Below are 26,526 nucleotides of genomic sequence, written 5' to 3'. Positions count from 1 at the left end.
TTTCGTCTTCGCTCGATGGGCCTATTGCGCAGACCGCCGCGCTCGGTCACTTTGGTCTAGACCATTAGCGCCGACTTCCCTCCCACGCCGAAACCCCGCACGCCGAAGGAGCCGAGATGCCGAGCCGGAAAACCCTACTCGCCGCCATCGCCGCAGCGTCGCTGCTGACCGGTGGCCTTTCCGTCACCGCGGCGGCCGCCGCCCCCGCCCCGGCGGATCCCGCACCGTCCGCCGCTGCCGTGCCGAACAAACACCTCACCGGGTACTGGCAGAACTTCGTCAACCCGGCCACCCCGCAGAAGCTGTCCGAGGTCTCCGACAACTTCGACGTCATCGTGCTGTCCTTCGCCGGACAGGACACCTCCCGCCCCGGCGGCATCACCTTCGGCGTCGACCCCGAGCTGTCCACCGCGCTCGGCGGCTACACCGACGACGACCTGAAGGCCGACATCGAGGCGAAGAAGGCCGCAGGCAAGTCCGTGGTGCTCGCCATCGGCGGCGAGCGCGGCAACGTCGACTTCTCCAGCCCGGAGAGCGTCACCAACTTCGCCGCCGACTTCTCCGCGATCGCCGCCGACTACGGCATCCAGGGCCTCGACATCGACCTCGAACACGGCTTCGACGTGCCGAACGTGGCCGCGGCGGTCACCCAGCTCCGCGAGGAGATCGGCGAGGGCTTCCTGCTGACGATGGCGCCGCAGACGATCGACCTGCAGCCCACCGGCACCTACATGCAGCTCATCGCCGAGGTGAAGGACCTGGTCACCGTCGTGCACCCGCAGTTCTACAACTCCGGCAGCATGAACGGCTGCGACGGTTCCGTCGTCGCGCAGGGCGACGTCGACTTCATCACCGCCCAGGCCTGCCTGCTGCTCGACGTACTCGAGCCGGAACAGGTCTCGCTCGGCCTGCCTGCCACCTCGCAGGCCGCCGGCAGCGGCTACGTCGAGCCGAGCATCGTCATCGCGGCGCTGGACTGCCTGACCAAGGGTGAGAGCTGCGGCGACTACAAGCCGGAGACGACCTGGCCGGGCCTCGGCGGCGTGATGACCTGGTCGACCGCGTGGGACGCGGGCAGCGGCAACTCGTTCTCCGACCCGATCCGCGCCCACCTCGACGCGCTGGGCTGATCCGCCCCGGCGCGTGGTTCCGGTCCGCGAACGGGCCGGAACCACGCGCTCAGAACGCCGGAAAAGCCGCGCCGGAAGGATGGAACGGCGCCCGGACACCGCGGAACGCGCTCGTCGCCTCGGCCACGGCACCGGCCCGCAGCTCGGCGACCCGTCCCGCGGCGGCGAGCGTGGCCATACTCGTGCCGCCGAGGAAGACCGCGCCCAGCTCGGCCACGGACAATCGCAGGTCGGCAGTCGCCCGGGTGCGCTCGCAGGTGGCCTCGCCGCCGTCGGAACGCAGCCGGAAGCGCCCGGCATTCCATGGGCAGAAGTCGTCCGTCACCTCCAGGACCACGTCCACCGGTCCCGCGTAGCGACGGGACACCAGCGCACGATCGACATCGACCAGCCGCACCCACAGGTTGTCGACGACGGTGGAATCCAGTCCGCGCGAGTCGAGCAGCAGGTGCGGCAGCGGTTCGTCGACGGCGCCGTCGAAGCTGATCCGGAAGTGACCGTCGATCTCGACGAGGAAACCCCAGACGGCGGCGTAGGCACGCGGGGTTTCCGCCGCCGACTCGATCACCACCACCTCGCTCAGGTCCCGGCCGTTCTCCCAGCACGGGCGGAGCCGGTAAAGCGCGTACCCGGTGGGGATGCCGTCCGGTTCCTCGTGGACGGCGAAGCGCAACGCGGTCGCCCCATGCCGCACGTGCTCCGCATCGTGCAGGCGGGCGTCCCAGAACCTGGCCGGGCGGTCCAGCATGCCGACCGCGTTGGGCCGGACCGACTCGTAGACCTTCTCGATGGCTGTCCGCGCCTCGTCCCGGTCGAGCAGCCGGATACGGCCCGGCCCGCGATCGACGTCGTCGCGGAAGACCATCGACCGCTGCTCACCCCGGCACCGGGCCAGGTACGAGGCGACGCCGTAGCCGAACCGTCCGTAGATCCCGGCCTCGGAGGCGTTGAGCGCGGCGACCGGCTCCGCCGCGGACTCGTGCAGGCCGGTGAGCTGCTCACGCATCATCGACCTGAGCAGGCCTCGCCGCCGATGCGTCGGCGCGACCGCGACCAGCGTGACGCCCGCGACCGGCAGCACCGTACCGGGAACGGTCATGGACCGGGTGAGGATCGCCGCTCCGGCGATGGGCGCGCCCTCATCGAACGCGACGAGGGTGCGATCCAGCTCGAGGGTGAACCGCGCGTCCCGCAGGCCGTCCTCCCGCCAGTCCTGGCCGTAGACGCCCGCCGTCATCCGGGCCCACGCCTCGAACTCGGGCCCGTTCAGGCGACGCAGCGGGTAGCGATCGGTCATTGTCCAGTCGTATCGGCTACGCCGCCCGCTCCGCAATTCCTTTCCGGGCAGTCCCGGCGTCAGGGGCGGTACTGCGGTGGGCGCTGCTGACGCGGCGGGACGACCTGCGTGCGCTGCGAAACCTGCGGCACGATCTGGGTGACCGGCCCGCTGGTGGACGTGCCTGCCCTGGAGAGCCAGCCCTCGACCTCGTTGCGCACGGCGTTGAGCGTGGGCCTGCGGCGCGGCTCGGCGTCCAGCGAGGCGACGAGCAGCCGGGCGTGCGCGCTCTCCCTCGGCAGCTTCGAAGGCCCCTCCGCCCTGGCTGCCGCCATCAGCGCGGCCATCGGCGTCTCCCGGGTACCGCGCGGCGGGTAGCCGGACAGGGCGTAGCTGACCGTGGCGGCGAGCTGCCAGGCGTCCGAGGCCGGGCTGGCCGCCGCGCCCGCCGCCGTCTCCGGCGCGGTGAAGTCCGGCGTGCCGATCATCATCCCGGTGGCCGTCATGCTGGAGTCGCCCTTGCTGCGGGCGATGCCGAAGTCGATCAGGTGCGGGATGCCGGTCGGGTCCACGATGACGTTCGACGGCTTCACGTCCCGGTGCAGCACGCCCTTCTCGTGCGCGGCGACCAGCGCACCCGCCATCGTCGCCCACAGCCGTCCGGCGCGGGTGTCGTCCAGCGGGCCGACGGTGTCCACCGCGGCGCCGAGCGGCTGGCCATCCAGGTACTCCATCACCAGCGCCAGCCCGTCCGGCTCCTCGACGAGGTCGTAGACCCGCACGCAGTTCGGGTGGTTGATGGTGGCCAGCGCACGAGCCTCGCGCTGCATCCGCTCCTCGGTGTCCCGGTCCGGCGCGTGCGCGATCTTCAGCGCCACGGTACGGCCGAGCTGGTTGTCCACCGCCTGCCACACGGTGCCGAACCCGCCGTGGCCGAGCCTGCGGATACGGCGGTAGCGGCTGCTGCCCGCCTGGCCGGAGCCGAAGGGCACCGGTACCGGGCCGGGCGCGGCGGCCAGTTCCTGCTGCTCCTGCACCGGGGCCACCGAGGTCGCCGGGTACTGCTTCGCCGGTGCGGGAGGCGGCTGCTGCGGTGGCGGTGGCGGCGGGGTTCGCTGCGGTTCGGGTTGCGGCGGCGGGCTCGGATCCTGGTGCGAACGCTGGATCGTCGACCAGCTCGGCGCGCCGACCAGCGCCACCGGGATGATGCCGAGCACGGCGATCGGCAGGAACCCGAGCCACAGGTGGACGGCGGTGTTGGCGCCGACGTTCACGCTGCACAGCACCATCGCGACGAACGGGATCCAGAGCAGGCGGCCCGGCCACTTCGGCCCGCGGCGCAGGGCCGTGCGGGCCTGCAGCATCACGAAGACCAGCGAGAGCGCGGGGAGCCCGACGAGGGCCCCGACGTAGTAGCCGTAGGCCAGCTTGTTGCCGGAGGGGTAGAACAGCGTCTCGTAGACGTTCTGGCCGCTGCCCAGGTACTCCTTCTGGACGCCGATGAAGGAGCAGTACTCACGGTCGAGCGTCGCGGTCTCGCCGATCGAGAGGCCGGAGGAGGACCCGGTGAACACCGCGCGGTAGGTCTCCGACACGCCCGTGTTCAGCAGCCACGGGATCAGCAGCACGGTGACCAGGCCGATCCCGGCGAACACGGCGATCGTCGCGCCGTTGTACCGGTTGCCGGTGCCCTTGCGGATCACCGCCACCACGACCGCGCCGAGCACGGGGAACAGTGCGATCAGCGCGCCGGCCGCGCTGGTCGCCCACACCCAGTCCCCCGGGCAGAATCCCGGCTGGAAGAGCTGGTGCGCCAGCGACAGCAACGCGCTCGCGAATGAATCCACCCCTCGCTCCTAACGAAGTCGTCTCCTGGCGGGACCACGGAACCACAGTATGTCGGCTCCCCCCACGGCAGGCCGCGACCGCCCACCGGGCGTCGCCTTCCCGGGCCGTGGACCACCCGGTTCTCCGGCCCGGCCTCCTCCGCTGCTTGATCCCCGTCGCGGGTCCATGATGGGCTCACTCGAGGACGAGGACGAGGAGGCCGTGATGGGCGCGTACGCGGAGAGCTTCCGGCAGAGCCTGGCCGACCCCGAAGGGTTCTGGCTGGACGCCGCCCGCCTGATCGACTGGACGCGCGCGCCGACCCGCGCCCTGGACGACGGCGCCGCGCCGCTCTACCGCTGGTTTCCCGACGGGGAGCTGAACACCTCCTACAACGCCCTCGACCGGCACGTCGAGAACGGTCGCGGCGACACGGCCGCCCTGATCTGGGACTCGGCCGTCACCGGCACCCAGCGCACCTACAGCTACCGCGAGCTGCGCGACGAGGTGGCCACCTTCGCCGGGGCACTGGCCGGACTGGGCGTGGGCAAAGGCGACCGGGTGATCATCTACATGCCGATGGTGCCCGAGGCGGTGATCGCCATGCTCGCCTGCTCGCGGATCGGCGCCGTGCACTCCGTCGTCTTCGGCGGGTTCGCGCCGAAGGAACTCGCCGCCCGCGTCGACCACGCCAAGCCGAAGGTGATCGTCGCGGCGTCCTGCGGCATCGAGCCCACCCGGACCGTCGAGTACCTGCCGATCATCAACGCCGCACTGGATTCGGCGGAGCACCAGCCGGACCGGGTCGTGGTGCTGCAACGCGAGGCGCACCGGGCCGAACTGGGCGAGCGCGAGGTCGACTGGCACGAACTCGTCTCCGGCGCGCCCCCCGCCGAGCCGGTACCGGTCGCGGCGACCGACCCGCTCTACGTGCTCTACACCTCGGGAACCACCGGGAAACCGAAGGGCGTCGTCCGTGACACCGGCGGGCACGCCGTGGCACTGGCCTGGTCGCTGCGGGCGGTCTACGACATCGGGCCGGGCGACGTGTTCTGGACGGCGTCCGACGTCGGCTGGGTCGTCGGGCACTCCTACATCGTCTACGCGCCCCTGCTGATGGGTGCCACAACCGTGCTGTACGAAGGGAAACCGGTCGGCACGCCGGACGCGGGCGCGTTCTGGCGGGTGATCGCCGAACACGGGGTAACGGCGTTGTTCACCGCGCCGACCGCGTTGCGCGCGATCAAGAAGGTCGACCCCGAGGCGAGGGAACTCGGCAAGTACGACCTGTCCGGCTTCGGCACGCTGTTCATGGCCGGCGAGCGCCTGGATCCCGAGACCTACCACTGGGCGCACGAGAAGCTGGGCGTCCCGGTGATCGACCACTGGTGGCAGACCGAGACGGGCTGGCCGATCTCGGCGAACCTGCGCGGGCTGGAGAAGATGCCGGTGAAGCCCGGTTCGTCCACGATGCCGGTGCCCGGCTGGGACGTGCGGATCCTGGACCAGTCCGGCGCGGAACTGCCCGCGGACACCGAGGGCGCCATCGCGATCAGGCTGCCGCTGCCGCCCGGTTCGCTGCCGACGTTGTGGGGCGACGACGAGCGCTACGTCGAGGCGTACCTTTCCCGCTACGAGGGCTACTACCTGACCGGCGACTCCGGTTACCGCGACGCCGACGGCTACCTGTTCGTCATGGGCCGCACCGACGACGTGATCAACGTGGCGGGGCACCGGTTGTCGACCGGCTCGATCGAGGCGGCGCTGGCGACCCATCCGGCCGTCGCCGAGTGTGCCGTCATCGGCGTGCGGGACGAGCTGAAAGGCCAGTTGCCACGGGGTTTCGTCGTACTCAAGTCCGGGTGGGAGGTCGACGAGAAGACCCTGCACGAGGAACTCGTCGCCGCCGTGCGACGCGACATCGGGCCGGTGGCGGCGTTCCGGGACGTCTCCGTCGTGGACGCGCTGCCGAAGACGCGGTCCGGCAAGATCCTGCGCAAGACGATGCGCGGTATCGCCGACGGACGCGACGAGCCCGTCCCGTCGACGATCGAGGACCCCGGCGTACTCGACAAGCTCCGTTCGGTACTGCGCTCCGGCTGACCGCCCCTGTCCGCATTCGGTGACGCTGCGGCATCATCTGGGCACATGGGGAATCCGGAAGCACGTCGCGTCCTGTCCACCCGGACGATCGTGCTGTGGGCGATCGGCCTGCTGCTGCTCGCGTGGCCTCGGTCGTGCTGCTGCTGGCGGCGCTGGGCGGCGGCGATCCGCGCGCGTCGGTCCGCCTCGACGTCATTCGCACGGCGTCGAGCATCGTCATCGGCACCGGGGGCGCCGCCGCTCTGCTGCTGGCCGCGCGCAGGCAGCGATCGACCGAGCTCGACCTGCGGCAGCGCGACCACGACGCCACCGAACGCCGGGTCACCGAGCTGTACGGCAAGGCGGCGGACCAGCTCGGCAGCGAGAAGGCACCGGTCCGCCTGGCCGGACTGTACGCGCTGGAACGGCTGGCACAGGGCAACCCCACACACCGGCAGACCGTCGTCGACCTGGTGTGCGCGTACCTGCGAATGCCGTTCGACCCGCCGGGTTCGCGGCGTCCGGAGCCGGTGCGGCTGCGGCCCTCGCGCCTCGCCCCGCCCGGCTGCGCGCGGACCGATCCACCGCCCGCCGACGACCGCGCCCAGGAGCTGGAGGTCCGGCAGACCGCGCAGAACCTGCTCGCCGGCCACCTCGACGCCACCGATGAGGCGGGCTTCTGGCCGGCGGTCACCCTGAACCTCGCCGAGGCCACGCTGGTCCGCTTCGCGCTGGCCGGGTGCACGATGCGCTCGGCGTCGTTCCGGGGGGCCAGGTTCGCCGGTGCGAGCACGTTCCGGGAGGCGAGGTTTCAGCGAGGGGGCCGACTTCCGGGCCGGGGAGTTCACCGAGTCCGGCGACTTCCGCGGCACCGACTTCGGCGGCCGCACCACGTTTCGCGGCAGTCGTTTCGCCGGCGGCGCGGATTTCCGCAAGGCACGGTTCGGCCGGCTGGCGGATTTCCGCCGGGTCACCGCGGGCGAGGGCGTCACGCTGACGCGCTCACATTTCGGCGGGGAGGTCAATTTCGGCGTCCACACGATCGCGGATCTGGCGGAGGCGACCGTGTCGCGCAGTCCGGGAAGCACGCGGAAATGGCCACTCGGCTGGACGGAACCGGACTCCGGCGGCGATGGCAGCGTCACGCTCCAGCGGGCAGGGGAATCGGCGTCTGGGCCGGAGATGGTCACGAGTGGTGAACGTTTACGACATTCGGCTGAGCGTGGAAACCAATTCCCCTAGGCTGCGGCTGAGGTTACAGAGCGAGTTCTGCTGATGACGAAACGGAGGTAACACCGATGCGTACGAACTTCTGCTACCCGGTGCTGCCGGCCGGCCCGTCGTGGAAGCCGGTGTGCCGGACCGCCGATGGGCGGCTACGCCCGGCAGCGCCGGGCGCGCCGCCCGGTGGCGCGGACCGGCGGCCGGGACTCGCGGTGCGGTAGGCGGCTGGAGGGTCGCCCGCACGGCGACCCCGGCCACGTACACCGCGCTATTGCGGCGTGCATTACGTACCGCCCGACCGGGAGCGTGCGGGCGGCGGCTTGCCGGCCACCGCCCGCACCACCCCATCCCCACCTCCACCAGCCCCCGTGTCGCGCGCTCCAGCACCCCGTGTCGCGCGGTAGGGCACCCCGTGTCGGGCCCCTCGGCACGCCGTGTCGGGCGTTTCGGCAGGCCGTGTCGGCCGTTTCGGCTAACGATGTGGATCGTCCCGGCCCTGGGGCATCCCGAATCTGGCGATCCGACGTGACTTCGGCTTCTGCTCGTCCTGCCGAACCCGGCCACGGCAGGCCATACCGCCCGACACGGGGTGCCCAGGCGCGCGACACGGCATGACGTACCGCCCGACACGGGGTGCCCAGGCGCGCGACACGGTGGGGCGTCAGAGGTTGATGGTGAGGTCGGCGCGGGGTTCGGTGGCGGCGATCAGCTCGGCGTTGTGCTGGTCGGGGCCGAAGGCGCGGTACCGAGCCTCGGCGTCGGAACGGCCGTAGTGACGATGACGGGTGACCAGACGGTCGAGCCGGACGGGCTCCGGTGGCGCGAGGAACCAGGTCTCGTCCAGCAACGGCCGCACGCCGGCCCAGGGGCCATCGGGCAACAGCAGGTAGTTGCCCTCCGTGATGACGAGCGGGACGTCGGGACCGACGGGGACCGCCCCGGCAACCGGTTCCTCGATCTCCCGGCGGAACTCCGGCGCGTAGACGATCTCCCGCCCCGAACGGATGCGCCGCAGCAGCTCGACGTACCCCTCGGCGTCGAAGGTGTCCGGCGCCCCCTTGCGTTCCGCGCGCCCCAGCCGCCGGAGTTCGGCGTGCGCGAGGTGGAAGCCGTCCATGCCGACGACTACGGCGTCCGTGCCGAGCCGTTCGGCGAGCGCGCAGGCGAGCGTGCTCTTGCCGGACGCGGGCTGCCCGGCGATGCCGAGGATGCCGCGCCCCGGGCCGGCGGCCAGGCCACGAGCGCGTTCCAGCAGCAGACCGAAGGAGGTCACCGAATTCGCCAAGGCTTGTGCCGCAACGCTTTCACCTTCCCAGACCGGTTCGCACCGCGGCCTCGACCTCCTCGACGGCACCGTCCTCGCCGAGTCGCAGCGCCCCGGTGATGAGACCGACGACCTCGTTCATCGAGTGCGTCGCCGGGGAGACGACGCCGACCCTGGCACCGAGCCGGTGGACGTGGATGCGGTCGGCGATGTCGAAGACGTGCGGCATGTTGTGGCTGATCAGCACGACGGGCAGGCCGCGCTGCCGGATACGGTCGATCAGCGCGAGCACCTTCGACGCCTCGGCGACACCGAGTGCCGCCGTCGGTTCGTCCATGATCACGGCCTTGGTGCCGAACGCCGCCGCCCGTGCCACCGCGACGCCCTGCCGCTGCCCACCGGACAGGGTCTCGACCGGCTGGGTGATCGACTTGACCTTGATGTCGAGTTCGTCGAGCACCCGTCGCGCCTCGGACCGCATCGAGGTGTAATCCAGTGACCGCAACAGTTTCCCCGCGATACCCGGACGGCGCTTCTCCCGGCCGAGGTACATGTTCGCCGCGATGTCCTGTGCGGGCGCCAGCGCCAGATCCTGGTAGACGGTCTCGATACCGAACTTGCGGGCGTCGATGGGGGTACGGAAGTGCACGAGTTCGCCGTCGACACGGATCTCCCCCGCGTCGGGCACCAGCGCACCGGACAAAGCCTTGATGAGACTGGACTTCCCGGCACCGTTGTCGCCGACCACGGCCAGCACCTCGCCGGGCAGCAGGTCGAAGTCGGCACCGCCGATGGCCGTGACTCGCCCGTAGCGTTTCACCAGCCCGGTCGCGGAGAGCGTGGGTTCGCCTGTCATTTCTGCCTCCTGGCGAATCGGTCCAGCGCGACGGCGGCGATCACCAGCGCACCGGTGGCGACATCCTGGAACAGCGCGTCCACGCCGATCTGGGTGAGCCCGGAACGCAGCACCGCGACGATCAGCGCGCCCATCATCGTGCCGATCACCGAACCGCGGCCACCGAAGAGGCTGGTGCCGCCCAGCACCACGGCGGTGATCGAGTCGAGGTTTCCGAGCATGTAGGCGTTCGGGTCGGCGTTGGGCACGCGGCCGAGTGCCTGCCAGGCCGCGATTCCGACGATCAGCCCGGCCACCGCGTACACCGACAGGATCGTCCGGTTGACCTTGATTCCGGACAGCCGCGCGGATTCCGGGGCGTTGCCGACCGCGTAGACGTGCCTGCCCCACGCGGTGCGGGTGAGCGCATACCAGACCACGAGATACATCACGAGCGCCAACGTCATGCCGTAGGTGATCTCGATGCCACCGAACAGGTAGCGCCGGGTGCCGAGCCAGTTCAGCAGACCGTCGGCGACGGGCACCGCCTCGCCGTCGGCGAACAGTTTCGCGGCGGCGGTGAGGATCGTCAGCATGCCGAGCGTGACGATGAACGGCGGCAGCTTGACGCGGGTGACCAGCGAGCCGATCACCGCGCCGATCACCACGGTGGCCGCGATTCCCAGCAGCAGAGCCAGAATCCCCGGTGTTCCGCCGACGAGCAGCTTGGCCATGATCAGCGTCGCGAGTACCGCCGCGGCCGCGTTCGCCAGGTCGATGCCCGAGGTGAGGATGATCAGCGTCTGACCGAGAGCGAGCGTGCCGATCACCAACGACTGCTGGACGACCAGGGACATGTTGTCCAGGTTGAGGAAGGTGTCGCTGGCGACCGAGAAGATCGCGATGGCCACGACGAGCGCGATCGCCGGGCCGACGGCCGGGGCGCGCAGGAAGAAGTCGCCGACGGTCGACTTGTCGGCGTCGACCTCGTCGTCGGGACGGGACATCACCGTCGTCATGACTGATCACCCCAGCAGTTCCGCAGGCCCCACTCGGTGGTCTGACTCTCCACACCGGGCATCGGCCTGTCGGTGACGACGACGGAGCCGGTGCCGACGAAGCCCTCGGGCTTGGCCCCGGTCCGTGCGTACTCGACGGCGGCGGCGACGCCCTGCTCGGCCATCTTCTTCGGGAACTGCATGACGGTGGCCGCGTACTCACCGTCGCGTACCCCGGTGACGCCCTCGCAGCCGCCGTCGATGGAACCCATCGTCAGCCGTTCGGCAAGGCCGCGACCGTCCAGTGCCTGGAAGGTTCCCCGGGCCATCGGCTCGTTCATCGTGTAGACGGCGTTGACGTCGGTGGTGCGCTGCAACAGGTTCTCCACGCCCTGCTGGGCGAGGCTCTGGTCGCCGTTGGCGTTGGTGCGGCCGATGATCTCCGGGGCGTTGTCGGCGAGGCCGATGCCCTCGAGGAAGCCGCTGTGCCGTTCCCGGTCGACGGAACTGCCCGCGGTGCCGTCGACCATCAGCAGTTTCGGTGCCGCACCGGACAGCGCCGCCTTGACGTAGGCGCCCTGTTGCCGGCCGGCCTCGACGTTGTCGGTGGCGAAGGTGGCGTCCACCGCCTCGGCCGGTTCGGTCGCCGTGTCGAGTGCGATCACCAGCACGCCTGCCTGCCGGGCGCGGTCGAGTGCGGCGAGCACACCGGTCGAGGAGCTGGGAGTGATGAGGATGGTGTTCACGCCCTGCTGCATCAGGTTCTCCACGGCACGTACCTGGCCGTCGTTGTCCCCGTCGAACTGTCCGGCGAGGGCGCCGAACTCGGCGCCCTGCGCGGCGGCGGCCGCTCCGGCGGCCTCGCGCAGCTCCACGAAGTACGGGTTGGTGTCGGTCTTGGTGACCAGCCCGATCTTCGCCTCGCCGCTGCCGCCGGATCCGGCGCTGCCGCCCCAGTAACGCTGCACCGTGCATCCCGACGCGGCCAGCAGGGCCACGACGAGGACGGCGAGGCCGACGAAACGTCGTTGTCTCATGTCCGGTGCCACCTCCGAGGCGCACAAGGTGTGCGGTTGACGATCCCGGGAAGGTAAGGCGGCTGGATCGGGGGCGCAAGCGTTCGCAATCTCGCAGGTTGCCCGCCGGTACGTCGTGACGCTGCGCGACCCCCCTCGGCGAATTGCGCGGCGGCCGGGTTCCAGCGACGATCGGGTTGGTGATTTCCTCACCGCTCGTACCTCCGAACGGACGTAGCGCCACTATCGGACATTGGTCTATACCTTTAGGCCTTACCGTCTCGCGCCGGAGGTGCGCAGTGCGTCCACGTAAGCCCGTACTCCAATTGGTCACGGCGTTCGCGCTGTGCCTGCCCCTGGCCGGGATCGGCGGCGCCACGGCGTCGGCCGAGTCCCCGGCGGCGGTCGCCCAGCTCGGCGACGTCGTACCCGTCCCGGTGGAGGTGACCCCGGACCCGGCAGGCGACTTCACCCTGACGCCCGGCACCGCGATCCACACCCAGCCCGGCTCCGAGGAGGCCGCGCAGGTCGGCGAGTACCTGGCCGGGTTCCTGCCGAAGTCCCGGATCGACGCCGGCGGACACGGCCGGAACCCGAAGATCTCCCTGCTGCTGGAAAGTGCCGACGAGCGCGTCGGCGAACAGGGTTACCAGCTCGACGTCGCCAAGTCCGGTGTGACCATCCGCGCGAACACCGCGGACGGCCTGTTCTCCGGCGTGCAGACCCTGCGGCAGTACCTGCCCACGGACGTGGCGGCGCGGCAGGGCGAGCAGGTCGCCACCATCCCCGGCGGCAGCGTCGTGGACCACCCTCGGTACGGCTACCGCAGCGCGATGCTCGACGTCGCCCGGCACTTCCACCCCGTCGACGAGGTGAAGCGCTATATCGACAACATCGCCCAGTACAAGATCAACACCCTGCACCTGCACCTGGCCGACGACCAGGGCTGGCGCCTCGAGATCAAGAAGTGGCCGCGGCTGACCGAGTACGGCGGCAGCACCGAGGTCGGCGGCGGGGAGGGCGGCTTCTACACCCAGGAGCAGTTCTCCGACCTGGTCGCCTACGCGGCCTCGCGGCACATCACGATCGTCCCGGAGATCGACATGCCGGGCCACACCAACGCGGCGCTCGCCTCCTACGCCGAGCTCAACTGCGACGGGGTCGCCCCGCCGCTGTACACCGGCATCGAGGTCGGCTTCTCCTCGCTGTGCGTCGACAAGGACATCACCTACCAGTTCGTCGACGATGTGCTGGGCGAGCTCGCGGCGATCACCCCCGGCGAGTACCTGCACATCGGTGGCGACGAGGCGCACGCGACCACCGAGGAGGACTACCGGACGTTCATGGGCAAGGTCCTGCCGCTGGTCGAGAAGCACGGCAAGAAGGTCACCGGCTGGCACGAGATCGCCCAGGCCGACCTGCCCGCCTCGGCGGTCCCGCAGTACTGGGGCACCGAGGGTGAGGACGCCGACCTGGCCGAGAAGGTGGCTGCGGGCACCAAGGTGCTGGTCTCCCCCGCCAACAAGACCTACCTGGACATGAAGTACGACGAGAACACCCCGGTCGGCCTCTCCTGGGCCGGACTGATCGAGGTGCAGACGGCCTACGACTGGGACCCGGCGACCGCGGTCGCGGGCGTCGGCGAGGAATCGATCACCGGCGTCGAAGCTCCCATGTGGACGGAGACGATCGAGACGCGCGAGCACATCGACCTGATGTCGTTCCCGCGGCTGCCCGCGATCGCGGAGATCGGCTGGTCGCAGCAGGCCGACCGGAACTGGGACACCTTCCGGACCCGGCTCGCCATGCAGGGGCCGCGGCTGGAGGCCCAGGGAATCGGGTTCTACCGCTCACCGCAGGTGGAATGGCCCGGCTGACGGCTCCCGGGCGTCCGGCGTGAGTCCACTGAGGACAGATCGCGCCGGGCGCCCGGCCCCCAGACACGCCAAGGGCGCCCCGTGACTGTGTGCGGGGCGCCCTTTCGCGTGTTCCGGAGGGTCCTACTCGGACTGGTCCGACTGCTCGGCGGCGATCTTCTCCCGCACCTCGTCCATGTCCACCTCGGTGACCTGCTTGATCAGGTCCTCCAGCGCGGGCTCGGGCAGAGCACCCGGCTGCGCGTAGAGCACCACACCGTCACGCACCGCCATCACGGTGGGGATCGACGAGATGCCGAACGTCTGCGCGAGCTGCTGCTGCGCCTCGGTGTCGACCTTCGCGAACGTCACCTCGCCGTGCTTGTCCGACGCCTTCTCGAACACCGGCGCGAACTGCTTGCAGGGCCCGCACCAGGACGCCCAGAAGTCGACCAGCACGGTGCCACCACCGCCGACGATCTCGTCGAAGTTCTCCGTGGTCAGCTCGACCGTTGCCACTTGGCCTCCTCGTTCGCAGGTCTTGCGTCTCATACCTGCCAACGCGCGGGCGCGGACGAGAATTCCGCCGCGCTCAGACCAGGCCCATCTCGGCCACCTCGGCGTCGGTCAGCAACCGGGACCGGATCAGGAAACGCACGCCCTCGGGTGCCTCGAGAGAGAAGCCGCTGCCCCTGCCCGGCACCACGTCCACCGTGAGATGCGTGTGTTTCCAGTACTCGAACTGCGCGGCCGACATCCACATCGGCACGTCGTCGATGCCCTCGGCGACCAGGACGCCGAGGTGCACGTCGGAATCACCGGTACGGAACTCGCCGAGCGGATAGCACATGGGCGAGCTGCCGTCACAGCATCCGCCGGACTGATGGAACATGACGGGCCCGTGGACCTCGACGAGCTGCCGCAGTAGCGCCGCCGCCGCCTCGGTCAGACCCACTCTGCTGGCAGGCATGGAAGAACCTCCTTCTCGCCCCGTGGTGCACCGGGGGCGGCACAGACACCCGCCCGCGCCGCCCCCGGTGAGTTTACCTCTCTAGAAGAAGCCGAGCTTGTTCTCCGAGTAGCTGACCAGCAGGTTCTTCGTCTGCTGGTAGTGATCGAGCATCATCTTGTGGTTCTCCCGGCCGATGCCGGACTGCTTGTAGCCGCCGAAGGCCGCGTGCGCCGGGTAGGCGTGGTAGTTGTTCACCCACACCCGGCCGGCCTCGATGTCGCGGCCCGCTCGGTAGGCGGTGTTGCCGTCCCGGGACCAGACGCCCGCGCCAAGGCCGTACAGCGTGTCGTTGGCGATCTTCAGCGCGTCGTCGTAGTCGTTGAACCGCGCCACCGACACCACCGGGCCGAAGATCTCCTCCTGGAAGATGCGCATCTTGTTGTCGCCCTCGAACACCGTCGGCTGCACGTAGTAACCGCCGGACAGCTCGCCGCCGAGGTCAGCGCGCTCGCCACCGGTGCGGACCTTGGCGCCCTCCTGCTTGCCGATGTCGATGTAGGACAGGATCTTCTCGAGCTGGTCGTTGGACGCCTGCGCACCCATCGTGGTCTCGGTGTCCAGCGGGTGGCCCTGCTTGATCGCCTCGACGCGGGCCGTCGCGTCGGTGAGGAACCGGTCGTAGATGCCGGTCTGCACCAGCGCGCGGGACGGGCAGGTGCACACCTCGCCCTGGTTCAGCGCGAACATCGTGAAGCCTTCGAGCGCCTTGTCGTAGAAGGCGTCGTTGGACGCCGCGACGTCGTCGAAGAAGACGTTCGGGCTCTTGCCACCGAGCTCCAGCGTCACCGGGATGATGTTCTCGCTGGCGTACTGCATGATCAGCCGGCCGGTCGTGGTCTCACCGGTGAAGGCGATCTTGCGGATGCGCTTGTTCGAGGCGAGCGGCTTGCCCGCCTCGACGCCGAAACCGTTGACGATGTTCAGCACGCCCGGGGGCAGCAGGTCACCGATGATCGAGATCAGCAGGTGGATCGAAGCCGGCGTCTGCTCGGCGGGCTTGAGCACCACGCAGTTGCCCGCGGCCAGTGCCGGGGCGAGCTTCCACACGGCCATCAGGATCGGGAAGTTCCACGGGATGATCTGCCCGACCACACCCAGCGGCTCGTGGAAGTGGTACGCGACGGTGTCGCCGTCGATCTGCGAGATGCCGCCCTCCTGGGCGCGGATGGCGCCGGCGAAGTAGCGGAAGTGGTCGATGGCCAGCGGGATGTCGGCGGCCAGCGTCTCACGGACGGCCTTGCCGTTTTCCCAGCTCTCGGCCACCGCGATCTTCTCGAGGTTGGCCTCCATCCGGTCGGCGATCTTGTTCAGGATGTTGGCCCGCTCGCCGACCGAGGTCTTGCCCCACGCGGCCGACGCACCGTGCGCGGCGTCGAGCGCGCGCTCAACGTCGTCGGCGGTGCCGCGGGCGATCTCGGTGAACGTCTGGCCGGTGACGGGCGTGGGGTTCTCGAAGTACTGGCCCTTGGCCGGGGCGACGTACTCGCCACCGATGTAGTGGTCGTACCGGGATTCGTAGCTGACGACGCTGCCTTGCGCGTTGGGTGCCGCGTACTTGGTCATGGCTGCGGTTGCCCTCCTGCCTCGTTGCACGGACTAGCTGCTGGCGGCGAACATATGGGGGGCAAGGTTGCAGCGACGTTGCAGCCGCGTGACACCGGTCTCTAGTCTCGATGGTGTGGCGGAGCTGCCGGCACCAGAACTGTTGCGCGATCCGATCTCGTACGCGCGGCTACTCAAGGCCGTCCACGACGCGGTGCTCTCCGGAACGCCCGCGCCGCGGTCGCCCCGGTCCGTCGTGTCCGCTTCCTGGGACCGTTCGCTGGCCGCGCACGTCGACCCGGACCGGAAGCTGCCACCCGTCGTCTACGAAGGTTCCGAACTCGAGGACGTCCGCGCCGCCCATCCGCTGGCCCCCGTCCTGCCCCTGTTACGGCAGACGCTGGTCAGCATCGCCGACGACGCCGAGCACATCATGATCGTCACCGACGCGGACGGCCGGATCCTGTGGCGCGAGGGCGCGACCGAGGTGCGGCACCGGGCCGACGCGGTGCGGCTGACCGAGGGCACGAGCTGGGCGGAGGAGGCGATCGGCACCAACGCGATGGGCACGGCGCTGGCCACCGGCGAGGCGGTGCAGATCTACTCCGCCGAGCACCTGGTCCGGATGTGCCACTCCTGGACGTGCGCAGCCGCCCCGCTGCGCGATCCGGACTCCGGGGCGCTGCTCGGCGTGATCGACGTCAGCGGTCCGTTGCGTACCGTGCACCCGGCCATGCTGGCGCTGGTGCGGGCGTCCGCCTCACTGGCCGAGGGGCAGTTGCGCGCGCAGCTCGCCGTGCGCGACGAACGGCTTCGGCGCACCAACATGGGGCATCTGAACTCGCTGCGCGGCGCTCCGGGGGCGCTGTTGTCGGCGGGTGGGCGGGTACTGGCGACCGAGGCGTGCGGGGACCTGCCGTCCTCGGTGGACGTACGGCGGCCGTCCGGCGCGGTGACCTTGCCGGACGGCAGGCTCGGTACCGTCGAGCCGCTGGACGAGGGTTTCCTGCTGCGGCTGGGTCACCCGGCGCGACCCGCGCAACGGGTGCCGAAGCTGGCACTGCGCTTCCTCAGCGACGGCGACCCGATGGCCACAGTGGACGGTCACGAGGTACCGATCACCCTGCGGCACGCGGAGATCCTCGCTCTGCTCGCGTTGCACCCGGAAGGCCTCAGCGCCGATCGCCTGGCCCTCCAGCTCTACGGCGAAGCCGGCAACCCGGTGACCGTACGGGCGGAGTTCCACCGGCTGCGCGCACAGCTCGGGGCGACCGTGTTCCGCACCAGGCCGTACCGAATAGCGTCCACTGTGGACGCGGACTTCGTGCGGGCGAGCGTGGCGCTCCGCCGCGGCGACGTCAGCGAGGCGGCGCGGGAGTTCGACGGTCCGCTGCTGCCGCACTCCGAGGCGCCCGCGTTGCGCGACGAACGTGAGTCGCTGACGGCGCTGCTCCGCCGCGTCGTGCTGGACAGCGGCGACGCGGACGCGCTGTGGGCGTACTGGGACACGTCGTGCGGGGTGGACGACCGGGAGATCGTCGAGGAACTGTGCGCGGCGCTGCCACCCGAGGATCCACGCCTGGCGGTGGCCGACACACACCGCGCCCGGCTCGGCTGCTGACCGGCGGCTCAGGCCGGGCCTTCGTACTCCTCCCGGATGCGGTCCCAGGCGGCGTCCAGGTGCTCACGCCGGGTCGTCGGCACGCCGACGGCCAGCCGGAGCAGCACCCGACCGGACACCTTGGTGTGGCTCAGATACAGCGCACCCGAGTCGTTGAGGCGTTCCAGCATCGCCAGGGTGGCTGCGTTCTCCGCGTCCACGTCCAGCCCAGTCCACAGTGGACGGAAGCAGACGAGCCCGAACGGGTGCGGCTCGTGCAGCAGGAAGCGTTCGTCGGCACGGACGTGTCCGGCGAAGCCCGCGGCGAGCGCGATCCCGGAACGGATGTGTGCGCGCAGCCCCTCGGCTCCGTACCAGCGGATCGCCGACCACAGTTTGAGCGCGCGGAAACGTCTGCCCAGCGAGATCTGCCAGTCGCGGTAGTCGATGACCTCGCCCGACTCCGTCGCGGTGTTGCGCAGGAACTCCGGCAGGATCGACAGAGCGTCGACCATCGGTGCGCGGTCGGCCACCCACAGCACCGTGCAGTCGAAGTTCGTCAGCAGCCACTTGTGCGGGTTGGTGGCGTAGGAGTCGGCGAATTCGGCGACGCCGTCGTTGATCCAGCGCATTTCCGGGCAGACGGCGGCGACCCCGGCGTAGGCGGCGTCGACGTGCAGCCACAGTCCGCGGTCCCGGCACACCGCGCCGATGTCCGCCACCGGATCGACGGCGGTGGTGCCGGTGGTGCCGACCGTCGCGCAGACCAGCACCGGAGTGGCACCGGCGGCGATGTCGGCGGCGATCTTCGCGTCCAGGTCGGCGGGGAGCATGGCGAGAGTGTGCGGATCGACGTCGACGATCCGGACGTTCTCCGCACCGATCCCGGTGATCCGCGCGGCCTTCTCCACCGCGGAGTGGGTCTGCGAGGACACGTAGACGGTGTGCCTGCCGGAAAGCCCGGCCGCGGCCGGGACGCCACCGCCCGCACGGTCGAGGGCGGCCAGCAGGGCCACCAGGGCGGCGCTGGACGCCGAATCCTGGATGACACCGCCACCGGCCGAGCCCTCGGCGAAGGTGAAGTGCGCCGGAAGGCCGAGCAGTTCGGCGAGCCAGTCGACGACGACGGTCTCCAGTTCCGTGCAGGCCGGGCTGGTCGCCCACACCATGCCCTGCACACCCAGCCCGGAGGAGAGCAGGTCACCGAGGATCGCCGGCCCACTCGCGTTCGCCGGGAAGTAGGCGAAGAACGAGGGGTGCTGCCAGTGCGTGATCCCGGGGAGCACCACCCGGTCCAGATCGGCAAGCACCGCCTCGAACGGTTCGCCGCGCTCAGGCGGATGTGCGGGCAGAGCGGCGCGTACGTCGCCGGGGGCGGACTGGGAACGCACCGGATGCGCCTCGATCCCGGCGAGGTAGTCGGCGATCCAGTCCACCACCTGCTTGCCGTGTGCCCGGAACTCCTCCGGCGTCATGTGCGCGCTCATCCCGTCACCCTAGGGCGGCCCGACGCTCTCGGCGGCCTCGCGATCGGCTCCCACCCGACGACCGGTGGGCAGTAACTTGTTCACCGTGGCTGAACGGACGAGTGGAATTCGGCCGGACCAGTTCGCGCGCGTCACCGCCGGGGCGGACCGGTGAGCGGCGCCGGCTCCCCCCGGCGGGACGGGCGTCTCGGTGCCGCGCTGGTGTGCACGGCGTTGTCGGCGGCGGTGATCGGAAGCGTCGGGGCGCCGCTCATCACCCCGGTCGCCACCGGCATGCGGGTCTCCCTCGACTCAGCACAATGGACGCTGACGGTGACGCTGTTCACCGGCGCGATCGCCGGCCCCGTTCTCGGCAGGCTCGGCAGTGGCCCGTACCGCCGGGTCACGATCCTGACCACGCTCACCCTGGTCACGCTGGGCAGCTTGCTGACGGTCCTTCCGTTGCCGTTCGCGGCCCTGTTGATCGGGCGTGGTTTGCAGGGGCTCGGCGTGGCGGTCGTGGCGCTGCTGATGAGCGTCGCCCGCACCCATCTGCCCGCGCAGCGATCCGCATCGACGATCGCCGCGTTGTCGGTCGCGTCGACCGTGGGCATCGGCGTCGGCTATCCGGTGGTCAGCCTGCTCGACCAGCTCGCCGGACTGCGCGCCGCGTACGGACTCGGACTGCTGCTGTCGGCCGCCGCGCTCGCCGTCGCATGGTGTGCTCTGCCCGTCGAGGCGCCCGGAGCGCGGCCCCGGATCGACGTGGTCGGCGCGCTCCTGCTCGCCCTCGGGACGTTCGGGATCCTGCTGGTCATCGCGGAGCCCGCGGTTTGGGACGCTCCGTGGCTGGGCGGCGGCATCCTCGCCGCGTCCGCCGCGACCCTCACCGTCTGGGCGGTCGTCGAACTCCGGGCGGCCTCGCCACTGGTCGACCTGCGGATGCTCGGTCAGCGGCCCGTGCTGCGCGCGAACCTGGCGATGCTCATCGCGGGCGTGGGACTGTACCTGCTGTTCAGTCTGTTCACCCGCTACGTGCAGACGCCGGCGGGTGCGCTGTACGGGTTCGCACTCCCGGGTGTCGCGGCGGGCACGGCGTTGATCCCGTTCTCGCTTCTCGGATTCGTCGCGGGAAAATCGTTGCCACGCCTGGTTTCCCGCATCACGGAACGCTGGACGTTCGCGCTGACCGCGGCGCTGGCCATCGTCGCCGCGGTACTGTTCGCCGTCGCACACGGGTCCCTGCTCGCCGTTCTCACGGCGACAGCCCTGCTCGGCTTCGGCGTCGGAGGCGTCTCCGCGGTCATGCCTGGGCTCGTCCTGGTCGGCGTTCCGCCGGCGGAGACCGCCAGCGTGCTGTCGGTCAACCAGATCGTCCGCAGCATCGGTTTCAGCGTCGGAAGCGCACTCGCCGGGTTGCTGCTCGCCGACGCGACACCGGCCGGGGCCGTTCTCCCCGAGGAGGGCGGCTACGTCACCGCGGCACTCTGGGCCCTGGTCCCACTCGCGGCAAGCGCGCTCATCGTGACCGGCAGCCGTCCCAAGACGTCGCCGGGTTTGTGACGGTAGGCAGCGTTAGGGTCCGGGCATGAGGTTCAAGGCAGGCTTGGTCGTGCCCGTACTGCGCGTGTTCGACCTGGTGAAGGCGCACGAGTTCTACGTCGGGTACCTGGGTTTCACCGTCGACTGGGAACACCGCTTCGACGGCGAGGGGCCGGTGTACCAGCAGGTGTCGCGGGGTTCGCTGGTGCTGCACCTTTCGGAGCACCACGGCGACGGCACGCCCGGCACCCTCGTCTACGTCTATGCGAAGGGGGTGCGGGATCTGCACGCCGAGCTGGCGGGCAAGGACTACCCGTACCTCAACCCGGGTATCGGGCCCAGCGCCGGCGCGGAGTCCGGCGGGGCGTGCCTGGAACTGCGGGACCCGTTCGGCAACACCCTGCGCATCGACGAACGCGAGGACTGACCAGCGGGGCGCGGCCGGGCGTTACGGGGGCGGGAACTCCTTCGCCACCTCCACCACGGCTCGCATCATCGCCTCGTCGGCGCCACCGTCGGCGGGCGTGGCCTCCGCGATGACCGTCATCGATCCCCGGCGATCCGAGTCGTAGTACTCGCCGGTGAATTCCACCCCGGCGATATCCAGGAGGGATGTGGCGAGCGGGGTGACATTGCCGGTGCCCTGTACGTGCGCGAGGTCCTCGAGTTCCTGTGCCACACCGGCGGTGGGCATGCGGACCCACGAAATGGCGACGAGGATGGTGCCGCCGCTACCGTCGCCGAGGGCCAGCAGGGTGCGATCCAGTGCTGTGCACGGGTTCCGGGCGAAGAACTCCTGTACCTGTCCGAACGAATGGGCGACACAGGTCGCCGCCTTCTGGCCGGTCTTCTTGAGCTGTTTCCAGCCGAGCCGGTTCCAGGCCGGTTCGTACCGGCCCTTCTTCGCTTCGCCTTTGCTCTGGCTGGTTTTTCCGCGCAGCGCCTGCGTCGCGGCGGAGTCGGCGGCGGTGCCTGCCGTTCCCGCCCCTCCGACACCACCGACCGCGACGACGCCGCACGCGAGCGCGCCCGCCACCACGACCACACCGCCGCCCTTCTTCGGCGTGATCGGATAGGCCTTGCCGTTCTGGTTGGTACGAAACCCGGGCATCGCCGCAACCTCCCTCATCGCAGGCGAACAGCAATCGTCGCCGGACCGGTGGAGTCCCGAGGCAGGTTTGTGCCGACACCGCCCGAACGGAGCAGCAGTATTCAAGGGGTGCGCACGGGGCTGTCGCGCCTCGGCCTAAAGGTTCGCCGGTCCGGAACCAACCTCGGAATTGCCCCTGGTAGCCGCCGTCGGACAGCACCGGCCGGCCTGACAGTTGCTGCTGGATTCCGGAGTCGCGGTAGACGGTGCAGTCGCCCACGGTTGCCCGGATGCGCGTCGCCGGTGGCGATCACCAGCCGGTGATCCCGCGTCGGTACCGAAGTCCCGTCGACCATCGCCACCGCGTCGATTCGCCGCGTGCGCACCGGTGCCAGTGCCAGCAAAAGGAGCGCAACACACCAGGCTCATCGCAGCTCGGCCAGCGGGTGTCTCGCGGCCGCCCACTGGAGGTTCTCCTGGAGCAGGCGCGACCAGGACGACGCGGCTCATCGAGCGGCTCACCAGAAGCCGATATCCGCTGATACCTTGCGTGTCCGACTGGGGACTGGCACCACACCGGCCCGAGAACTCGTCAAGATCGTCCGAGCAGAACTCCACGCGAGGAATGCTCCCGAACAATCAGACGAGGTACCCACCGACGAGGCCCGAATCGCTGATCCCGCACCGGCGGCGTGACATGGCCGTCACTTCCCTGCCCAAGCACCGGACACCGGCTACTGCTGTGGCTGAGCGATGCCGAAGCGGCGATGGACCATCGACAGCTTCGCCGGAAGCTACGGCAACTCGTCGTCGAACACGGTGCGATGTAGTCGTGGGTCATGCGCCACGAGACTCCGGTTTGCTCGTCCCTGTTGGTCTGGCATGCCCAGAGCGAGGGCGGCGTCAACGGAAGTGGCGCCATCGCCGGTGAGGCCGGTTCGGTAAATTATCGAGCGAGTGTTGGCCACACTTGAAAACGAGTTTTGGCTACCCGGACACTCCCTGTCTATCAGCGCACGACGGAGCAGTTAAAATCCCTGCGAGGTATTCGACCCACTGCCACTTGATTGCATTTGGATTTGCAAGGGTCGACTGGAGTATGCCTCCCATACTTACCGTTACCTCCACCCACAAACATTTTGTACTTTGCCGCACCTGGCAACAAACCCCACCGATAACCGTTCTCGTCTCTCGACTCGGGATCGTCACCAAGTGCGGACATGACGATCGGAACGTCGAATTGGAGCACACCGATCGACAGGTACGAGCCACGGGTCTCAACATCGAGTGTGCTGCATTTATCCAGATGTTTCTCGGAGAAATCTGCCAGCAGGCCGAGTCGCACGAGCCATTTGACCTTGTTCTTCGGGCGCCGCGGGAACCAGCGCCGACGCGGCTTGGGCAAAGCGAGAGCCTGCGAATAGTAATAGGCATGGACGGCGAATCCCTGTCCGGTCGTACTGCACACCGCAGCCACCTGGTGCGACCCAGTTTGGTTCTCAGGCGTGTAAGCGACCGCACGGGTTTGCGACATCAGCGTACGCAGGGGCTCATCGTCGGCCGACATTTCCGCCGCCAACTCCAATACGATCGGCGCATGTGTCGAGTAGGGCCGCACATAAACTGCCTCCACCCCAGCGGTGCCCGTCACCTCCAACAGGTTGATGGCCGAGCGCAACAAGACACTTGTCGGAGCGACCCGAGGCCGGTCTACCTTCGTGGCAGGGCCGCCGTCGTCGGCGGCGGCCTCGGTAACGGCGCGCCGAAGTTCGACGACATCACGCTCGAACCATTCGCAACTTCTGCGGAACTCGTTATGGCCCGCGAACCGAAGGCGTGCGTCGTGATCGCCGAGATGGGCGATGGCATCCATCAGGATCGAAATCAGTCGCCGATCGTGCGCGTGCTCTTGCAACGGGCCCTGCGACGCGAATCCGAGCTGATCAGGCGAGGCCTCCCTGAGGACGGCGATAGCGGCGGACGGGGTCTCTCTCAGGGCATGCCATCGACGCCGCTGATCCCCATCAGTCGGCTCCAGCACCGGAAAGCCACGCACAACGGCCGCGCACAACAGGCGCTCGGCCTCAGTCGGCGTCCACGTCGTTCGCACACCCAAGGACGAGAGGTCGAGCTCGAATACGAGCTGGGCACCGGACATTGAGCCATAGTAAGCGATCTTCGGGCACGATTGGCGGTCAATGATTCCCCCGGCAGTGCCTTCGAGAACGGCTCGGCCCGTTCGTCATCCTCGTCGCAGGTCAGAACGAACCGGCCTACAGCCTGAATCTCGGATGCCGCGGTCCCTGTTCGACCACGAGGACGACTACTTGCCGAGCACCCGGCACGTTCAGCCGGCCACAGCATGTGATCTTGGTGTTCGGCGGGGAAGGATTCTCTGCTGTGCGCAGGATATTGACGTCGGTTGATCGGGTGGACTTCCCATTCCACACGCGCCAGTTGGGGCGCGGTCGGTGTCAGCGTCGGTGAGGTTCACGTCTCGGGGTGGGCGCAGTGACCGGCTTTCGACAGCCGCGGCCCACAAAGTCTGCGCTGTCTTCCCAAAGGCGGTGGGCATTGGGCACCAGATGAGTCGGGAAGCGCCATGTGCGTCGCTCCGACTCAGGACTCCGGATCAGTGACGAACGTCGCGATCCGCCCGACGTCGAGAAGCTCGCCAGGGTCCTCATCAGTCCCGCACGAGACCAGGCGGCCAACCAGCCGGAAGTCGCCACACAGAGTGGTCACCGGCGACACCCTCGGGAAAGGCGACACCCTCGGGGAAACAGAACCTCTAAACACCGCTCTGGCCTGGCGTTCTGTCGAACGCCAGGCCAGAAACGGGACACTACGAAAGGTCGAACACGAAGGTCAACAGCGATGAGAACCCTTGTGTGGAGCTGAGGGGAATCGAACCCCTGACCTTCTCGATGCGAACGAGACGCGCTACCAACTGCGCTACAGCCCCTGGTGAAGCCCGCATAGCGTAACAGGACGACCATGCGGGCCGAGCGGGAGGGTGGCTACTCGCCGACCGCCCGCCGGTACGGCAGTTGCCCGGGCTCGTCGAGCTCGTGGAACGCCGGGTCCTCGTCCTCGACGTCGAGGACGACGCCGTTGCGGTGCGGCCGCTGGGGAACCAGCGGGGGCCTGCCGGGACGCCGCTGCGGCTGCTCCTCGACCTCCTCGTCGGCACCCTGACGGTCGTCGTATCGGTCCAGGTCGCCGTCGAGGTCGTCGGTGGGCGCCGCCTCGTGCCGGACGCGGCGGCTGCCGCTGAGCCGGGACGATCGCCGCGTGCGGATCTCGTCCTCGATGCGGACCTGCCTGCGCAGGTAGCCGAGGTAGGCGACGAGCGCCACGTCGACGGCACCGTGCACCCACCAGACGACCGGCCACAGGAACCCGGCCAGCGCCGCGGTGACGACGGCGGTGACGATCAGGCCGAGAACGACGCGCTGACGGAAGGCGTACTTGGCTCTGGCCGCGATCTCGGCCGCCTCGGGGTCGTACCCCCCGCGGCCCGGACGGTACCGGCGTGCGGAGCCGGACCCCTGCGCTCCGACGCGCTCGGGCGCCCGCCGGACCTCGTCGTCGAACCGGCCCTCCTGCTCGTCCCGGTCGGCGTCGAGTTCGTCGTCGACATCCTCGTCCAGTTCATCGATCTCGACGGCGTCGTCACGGTCTGTGTCCTCGTCCCGCAACGGCACGTCCCGCGAACTATGCGCCGTCGCGGCCGGCTGTGCCTTGTCGGACATGGCGAACTCCTCCGGTCCCTCGTCGCGAGCGCCCCCCACCCTGACGACGCGGGCTGCCAGCGCGGAATCCGTCGTCCGCGCGATCTCCTGGCGCTTGCGCGCGATCATCGGCACGAGGACGACAAGCCACGCCGCGGCAAGCGCGACGATGATCAGCGAACTCGGCATCTCCCGTCACCTCCCCCGAACATTACTGCTGTAGTCACGCTAGTCACAGGAGTAACAGAAAACCGGGTGCCACGCCGACCGGCACAGCGGATTGTGCTCACCGGATAAGGTGAACGTCACACGGTTGCGCGGGCGCCGGATCCCTTTGCACAGACGATCGCGTGGGCTAAACGCGTCGCGCCAGACCCGACCGGACGAGTCGTTCGGCCAGACCGTCACCTATTTCCTCGGCAGTGATCGCGTAGCAGAAATGGTCCCGCCAATCGCCCGCCACATCGAGGTACCGGCGGAACAGCCCCTCCTCCCGAAAACCGGCCTTGGCCAGCACGCGCAGGCTCGCCACGTTCTCCGGGCGGACGGTCGCCTCGATCCGGTGCAACCCGGCGGAAGCGAAGGCGTGATCGACGACGAGCGCGACCGCCGCGGTCCCCACCCCACCGCCCGCGGCACCGGAGGCGACCCAGTAACCGACCCACGCCGAACGCAGCGAGGCGCGGATGATGTTGCCGACCGTGATCTGCCCGGCGAACTCACCATCAAGGGTGATGGTGAACGGAAGACACTGACCGTTGCGGGCGAGGCCGCGCAGCGCCGACCACTGCGACATCCACGCCAGCACGGCGTTGCGCTCATCCCAGCTCCCTGGCGTGGTCGGCTCCCACAACTCCAGGTACGCCCGGTCGCGCCTGCGGACCCGGCTCCAGTCGCCCGCGTCGAGCAGCCGGATCGGCCGCACCGCGACCACACCGCCCGCGACGCGCAGCGGACCGAGCCGCGCGGGCCAGCCGGGGTGACGCCCCTCGCCGTACGGCGATCCCTGCACCACTGCCGACATGACGCCGG

General features: G+C 69.6%; 21 protein-coding genes, 1 tRNA gene and 1 pseudogene. 7 read left to right on the top strand and 16 right to left on the bottom strand.

The annotated features are described in order from the left end of the window. Positions 1-116 precede the first annotated feature (116 nt). On the top strand, positions 117-1,130 hold the full coding sequence (locus CFN78_RS08150) for a chitinase (RefSeq protein ID WP_094862024.1): 1,014 nt from the start codon (positions 117-119) through the stop codon (positions 1,128-1,130). A gap of 49 nt (positions 1,131-1,179) precedes the next feature. Here the strand turns inward: CFN78_RS08150 and CFN78_RS08145 are convergent, their stop codons facing one another. Both CFN78_RS08145 and CFN78_RS08140 read right to left on the bottom strand, forming a co-directional pair. After that, positions 1,180-2,427 carry a GNAT family N-acetyltransferase gene (locus CFN78_RS08145; RefSeq protein ID WP_094862023.1) on the bottom strand — a complete coding sequence of 416 codons (1,248 nt, stop codon included), beginning with the start codon at positions 2,425-2,427 and terminating at the stop codon, positions 1,180-1,182. A 59-nt stretch (positions 2,428-2,486) separates the two neighbouring features. Further along, positions 2,487-4,253, bottom strand: a complete 1,767-nt coding sequence (locus CFN78_RS08140; protein WP_094862022.1) for a serine/threonine-protein kinase — start codon at positions 4,251-4,253, stop codon at positions 2,487-2,489. 205 nt (positions 4,254-4,458) lie between these two features. Here CFN78_RS08140 and CFN78_RS08135 point away from each other — a divergent pair, with 205 nt between their 5' ends. Continuing rightward, positions 4,459-6,336 carry a propionyl-CoA synthetase gene (locus CFN78_RS08135; RefSeq protein ID WP_094862293.1) on the top strand — a complete coding sequence of 626 codons (1,878 nt, stop codon included), beginning with the start codon at positions 4,459-4,461 and terminating at the stop codon, positions 6,334-6,336. 762 nt (positions 6,337-7,098) lie between these two features. Then, a complete protein-coding gene (locus CFN78_RS29485) occupies positions 7,099-7,557 on the top strand; it encodes a pentapeptide repeat-containing protein (protein ID WP_110494994.1) in 459 nt (152 codons plus the stop codon). Between the two features lie 643 nt (positions 7,558-8,200). Here the strand turns inward: CFN78_RS29485 and CFN78_RS08125 are convergent. Genes CFN78_RS08125 through CFN78_RS08110 form a run of 4 tightly spaced genes read right to left on the bottom strand, consistent with a single transcriptional unit; the run spans position 8,201 to position 11,673 of the window. Next, positions 8,201-8,812 (bottom strand): nucleoside/nucleotide kinase family protein, encoded by a 612-nt coding sequence (locus CFN78_RS08125; protein ID WP_094862021.1) that lies wholly within the window; start codon positions 8,810-8,812, stop codon positions 8,201-8,203. Positions 8,813-8,843: 31 nt separating this feature from the next. Further along, positions 8,844-9,659, bottom strand: coding sequence for an ATP-binding cassette domain-containing protein (locus tag CFN78_RS08120; RefSeq protein ID WP_094862020.1), 816 nt, complete (start codon positions 9,657-9,659; stop codon positions 8,844-8,846). Continuing rightward, positions 9,656-10,657: an ABC transporter permease gene (locus tag CFN78_RS08115; RefSeq protein WP_240519333.1), complete on the bottom strand. Its 1,002-nt coding sequence runs from the start codon at positions 10,655-10,657 to the stop codon at positions 9,656-9,658. Before CFN78_RS08115 ends, CFN78_RS08120 begins: the two co-directional genes overlap by 4 nt. After that, complete coding sequence (locus CFN78_RS08110; protein ID WP_094862019.1) at positions 10,654-11,673, bottom strand: substrate-binding domain-containing protein; 1,020 nt, start codon at positions 11,671-11,673, stop codon at positions 10,654-10,656. Before CFN78_RS08110 ends, CFN78_RS08115 begins: the two co-directional genes overlap by 4 nt. Before the next feature lie 278 nt (positions 11,674-11,951). Between CFN78_RS08110 and CFN78_RS08105 the strand changes: the two genes are divergently transcribed. Further along, positions 11,952-13,529, top strand: a complete 1,578-nt coding sequence (locus tag CFN78_RS08105) for a family 20 glycosylhydrolase (RefSeq protein ID WP_205660460.1) — start codon at positions 11,952-11,954, stop codon at positions 13,527-13,529. A 123-nt stretch (positions 13,530-13,652) separates the two neighbouring features. On the opposite strand, the gene trxA is transcribed toward CFN78_RS08105, so the two are convergent. The 3 genes from trxA to adh all read right to left on the bottom strand — a co-directional run bounded on the left by trxA (position 13,653) and on the right by adh (position 16,083). Beyond that, positions 13,653-14,027 (bottom strand): thioredoxin, encoded by a 375-nt coding sequence (gene trxA / locus CFN78_RS08100; protein WP_094862017.1) that lies wholly within the window; start codon positions 14,025-14,027, stop codon positions 13,653-13,655. Between the two features lie 73 nt (positions 14,028-14,100). Continuing rightward, positions 14,101-14,478, bottom strand: a complete 378-nt coding sequence (locus CFN78_RS08095) for a DUF779 domain-containing protein (RefSeq protein WP_094862016.1) — start codon at positions 14,476-14,478, stop codon at positions 14,101-14,103. A gap of 81 nt (positions 14,479-14,559) precedes the next feature. Then, positions 14,560-16,083 (bottom strand): aldehyde dehydrogenase, encoded by a 1,524-nt coding sequence (adh, locus tag CFN78_RS08090; RefSeq protein ID WP_094862015.1) that lies wholly within the window; start codon positions 16,081-16,083, stop codon positions 14,560-14,562. A gap of 115 nt (positions 16,084-16,198) precedes the next feature. Between adh and CFN78_RS08085 the strand changes: the two genes are divergently transcribed. Next, on the top strand, positions 16,199-17,683 hold the full coding sequence (locus CFN78_RS08085) for a GAF domain-containing protein (protein WP_094862014.1): 1,485 nt from the start codon (positions 16,199-16,201) through the stop codon (positions 17,681-17,683). Positions 17,684-17,691: 8 nt separating this feature from the next. Here the strand turns inward: CFN78_RS08085 and CFN78_RS08080 are convergent, their stop codons facing one another. After that, the gene (locus CFN78_RS08080; protein WP_094862291.1) at positions 17,692-19,137 is read right to left on the bottom strand and encodes a pyridoxal-dependent decarboxylase; all 1,446 of its coding nucleotides are present in this window, start codon (positions 19,135-19,137) and stop codon (positions 17,692-17,694) included. 162 nt (positions 19,138-19,299) lie between these two features. Between CFN78_RS08080 and CFN78_RS08075 the strand changes: the two genes are divergently transcribed. Then, positions 19,300-20,691 (top strand): MFS transporter, encoded by a 1,392-nt coding sequence (locus CFN78_RS08075; protein WP_094862013.1) that lies wholly within the window; start codon positions 19,300-19,302, stop codon positions 20,689-20,691. A gap of 25 nt (positions 20,692-20,716) precedes the next feature. Next, positions 20,717-21,097, top strand: coding sequence for a glyoxalase superfamily protein (locus tag CFN78_RS08070; protein ID WP_094862012.1), 381 nt, complete (start codon positions 20,717-20,719; stop codon positions 21,095-21,097). A 21-nt stretch (positions 21,098-21,118) separates the two neighbouring features. On the opposite strand, the gene CFN78_RS08065 is transcribed toward CFN78_RS08070, so the two are convergent. The 6 genes and pseudogenes from CFN78_RS08065 to CFN78_RS08045 all read right to left on the bottom strand — a co-directional run bounded on the left by CFN78_RS08065 (position 21,119) and on the right by CFN78_RS08045 (position 26,518). Then, the gene (locus CFN78_RS08065) at positions 21,119-21,781 is read right to left on the bottom strand and encodes an NADPH-dependent FMN reductase family protein (RefSeq protein WP_094862011.1); all 663 of its coding nucleotides are present in this window, start codon (positions 21,779-21,781) and stop codon (positions 21,119-21,121) included. A gap of 172 nt (positions 21,782-21,953) precedes the next feature. Next, positions 21,954-22,164 (bottom strand): annotated as a pseudogene (locus CFN78_RS08060) (IS5/IS1182 family transposase); the annotation flags it as partial. 605 nt (positions 22,165-22,769) lie between these two features. Further along, on the bottom strand, positions 22,770-23,918 hold the full coding sequence (locus CFN78_RS28690; protein ID WP_133116304.1) for a hypothetical protein: 1,149 nt from the start codon (positions 23,916-23,918) through the stop codon (positions 22,770-22,772). A 734-nt stretch (positions 23,919-24,652) separates the two neighbouring features. Beyond that, a tRNA-Ala gene (locus CFN78_RS08055) sits at positions 24,653-24,725 on the bottom strand. A 55-nt stretch (positions 24,726-24,780) separates the two neighbouring features. Beyond that, positions 24,781-25,683: a divisome protein SepX/GlpR gene (sepX, locus tag CFN78_RS08050; RefSeq protein ID WP_094862010.1), complete on the bottom strand. Its 903-nt coding sequence runs from the start codon at positions 25,681-25,683 to the stop codon at positions 24,781-24,783. 166 nt (positions 25,684-25,849) lie between these two features. Further along, on the bottom strand, positions 25,850-26,518 hold the full coding sequence (locus CFN78_RS08045) for a GNAT family N-acetyltransferase (protein ID WP_094862009.1): 669 nt from the start codon (positions 26,516-26,518) through the stop codon (positions 25,850-25,852). Positions 26,519-26,526 lie beyond the last annotated feature (8 nt).

It is taken from the genome of Amycolatopsis antarctica (assembly GCF_002262875.1).
GTDB lineage: Bacteria > Actinomycetota > Actinomycetes > Mycobacteriales > Pseudonocardiaceae > Amycolatopsis > Amycolatopsis antarctica.
This window is presented reverse-complemented; position numbering and strand designations above follow the sequence as displayed.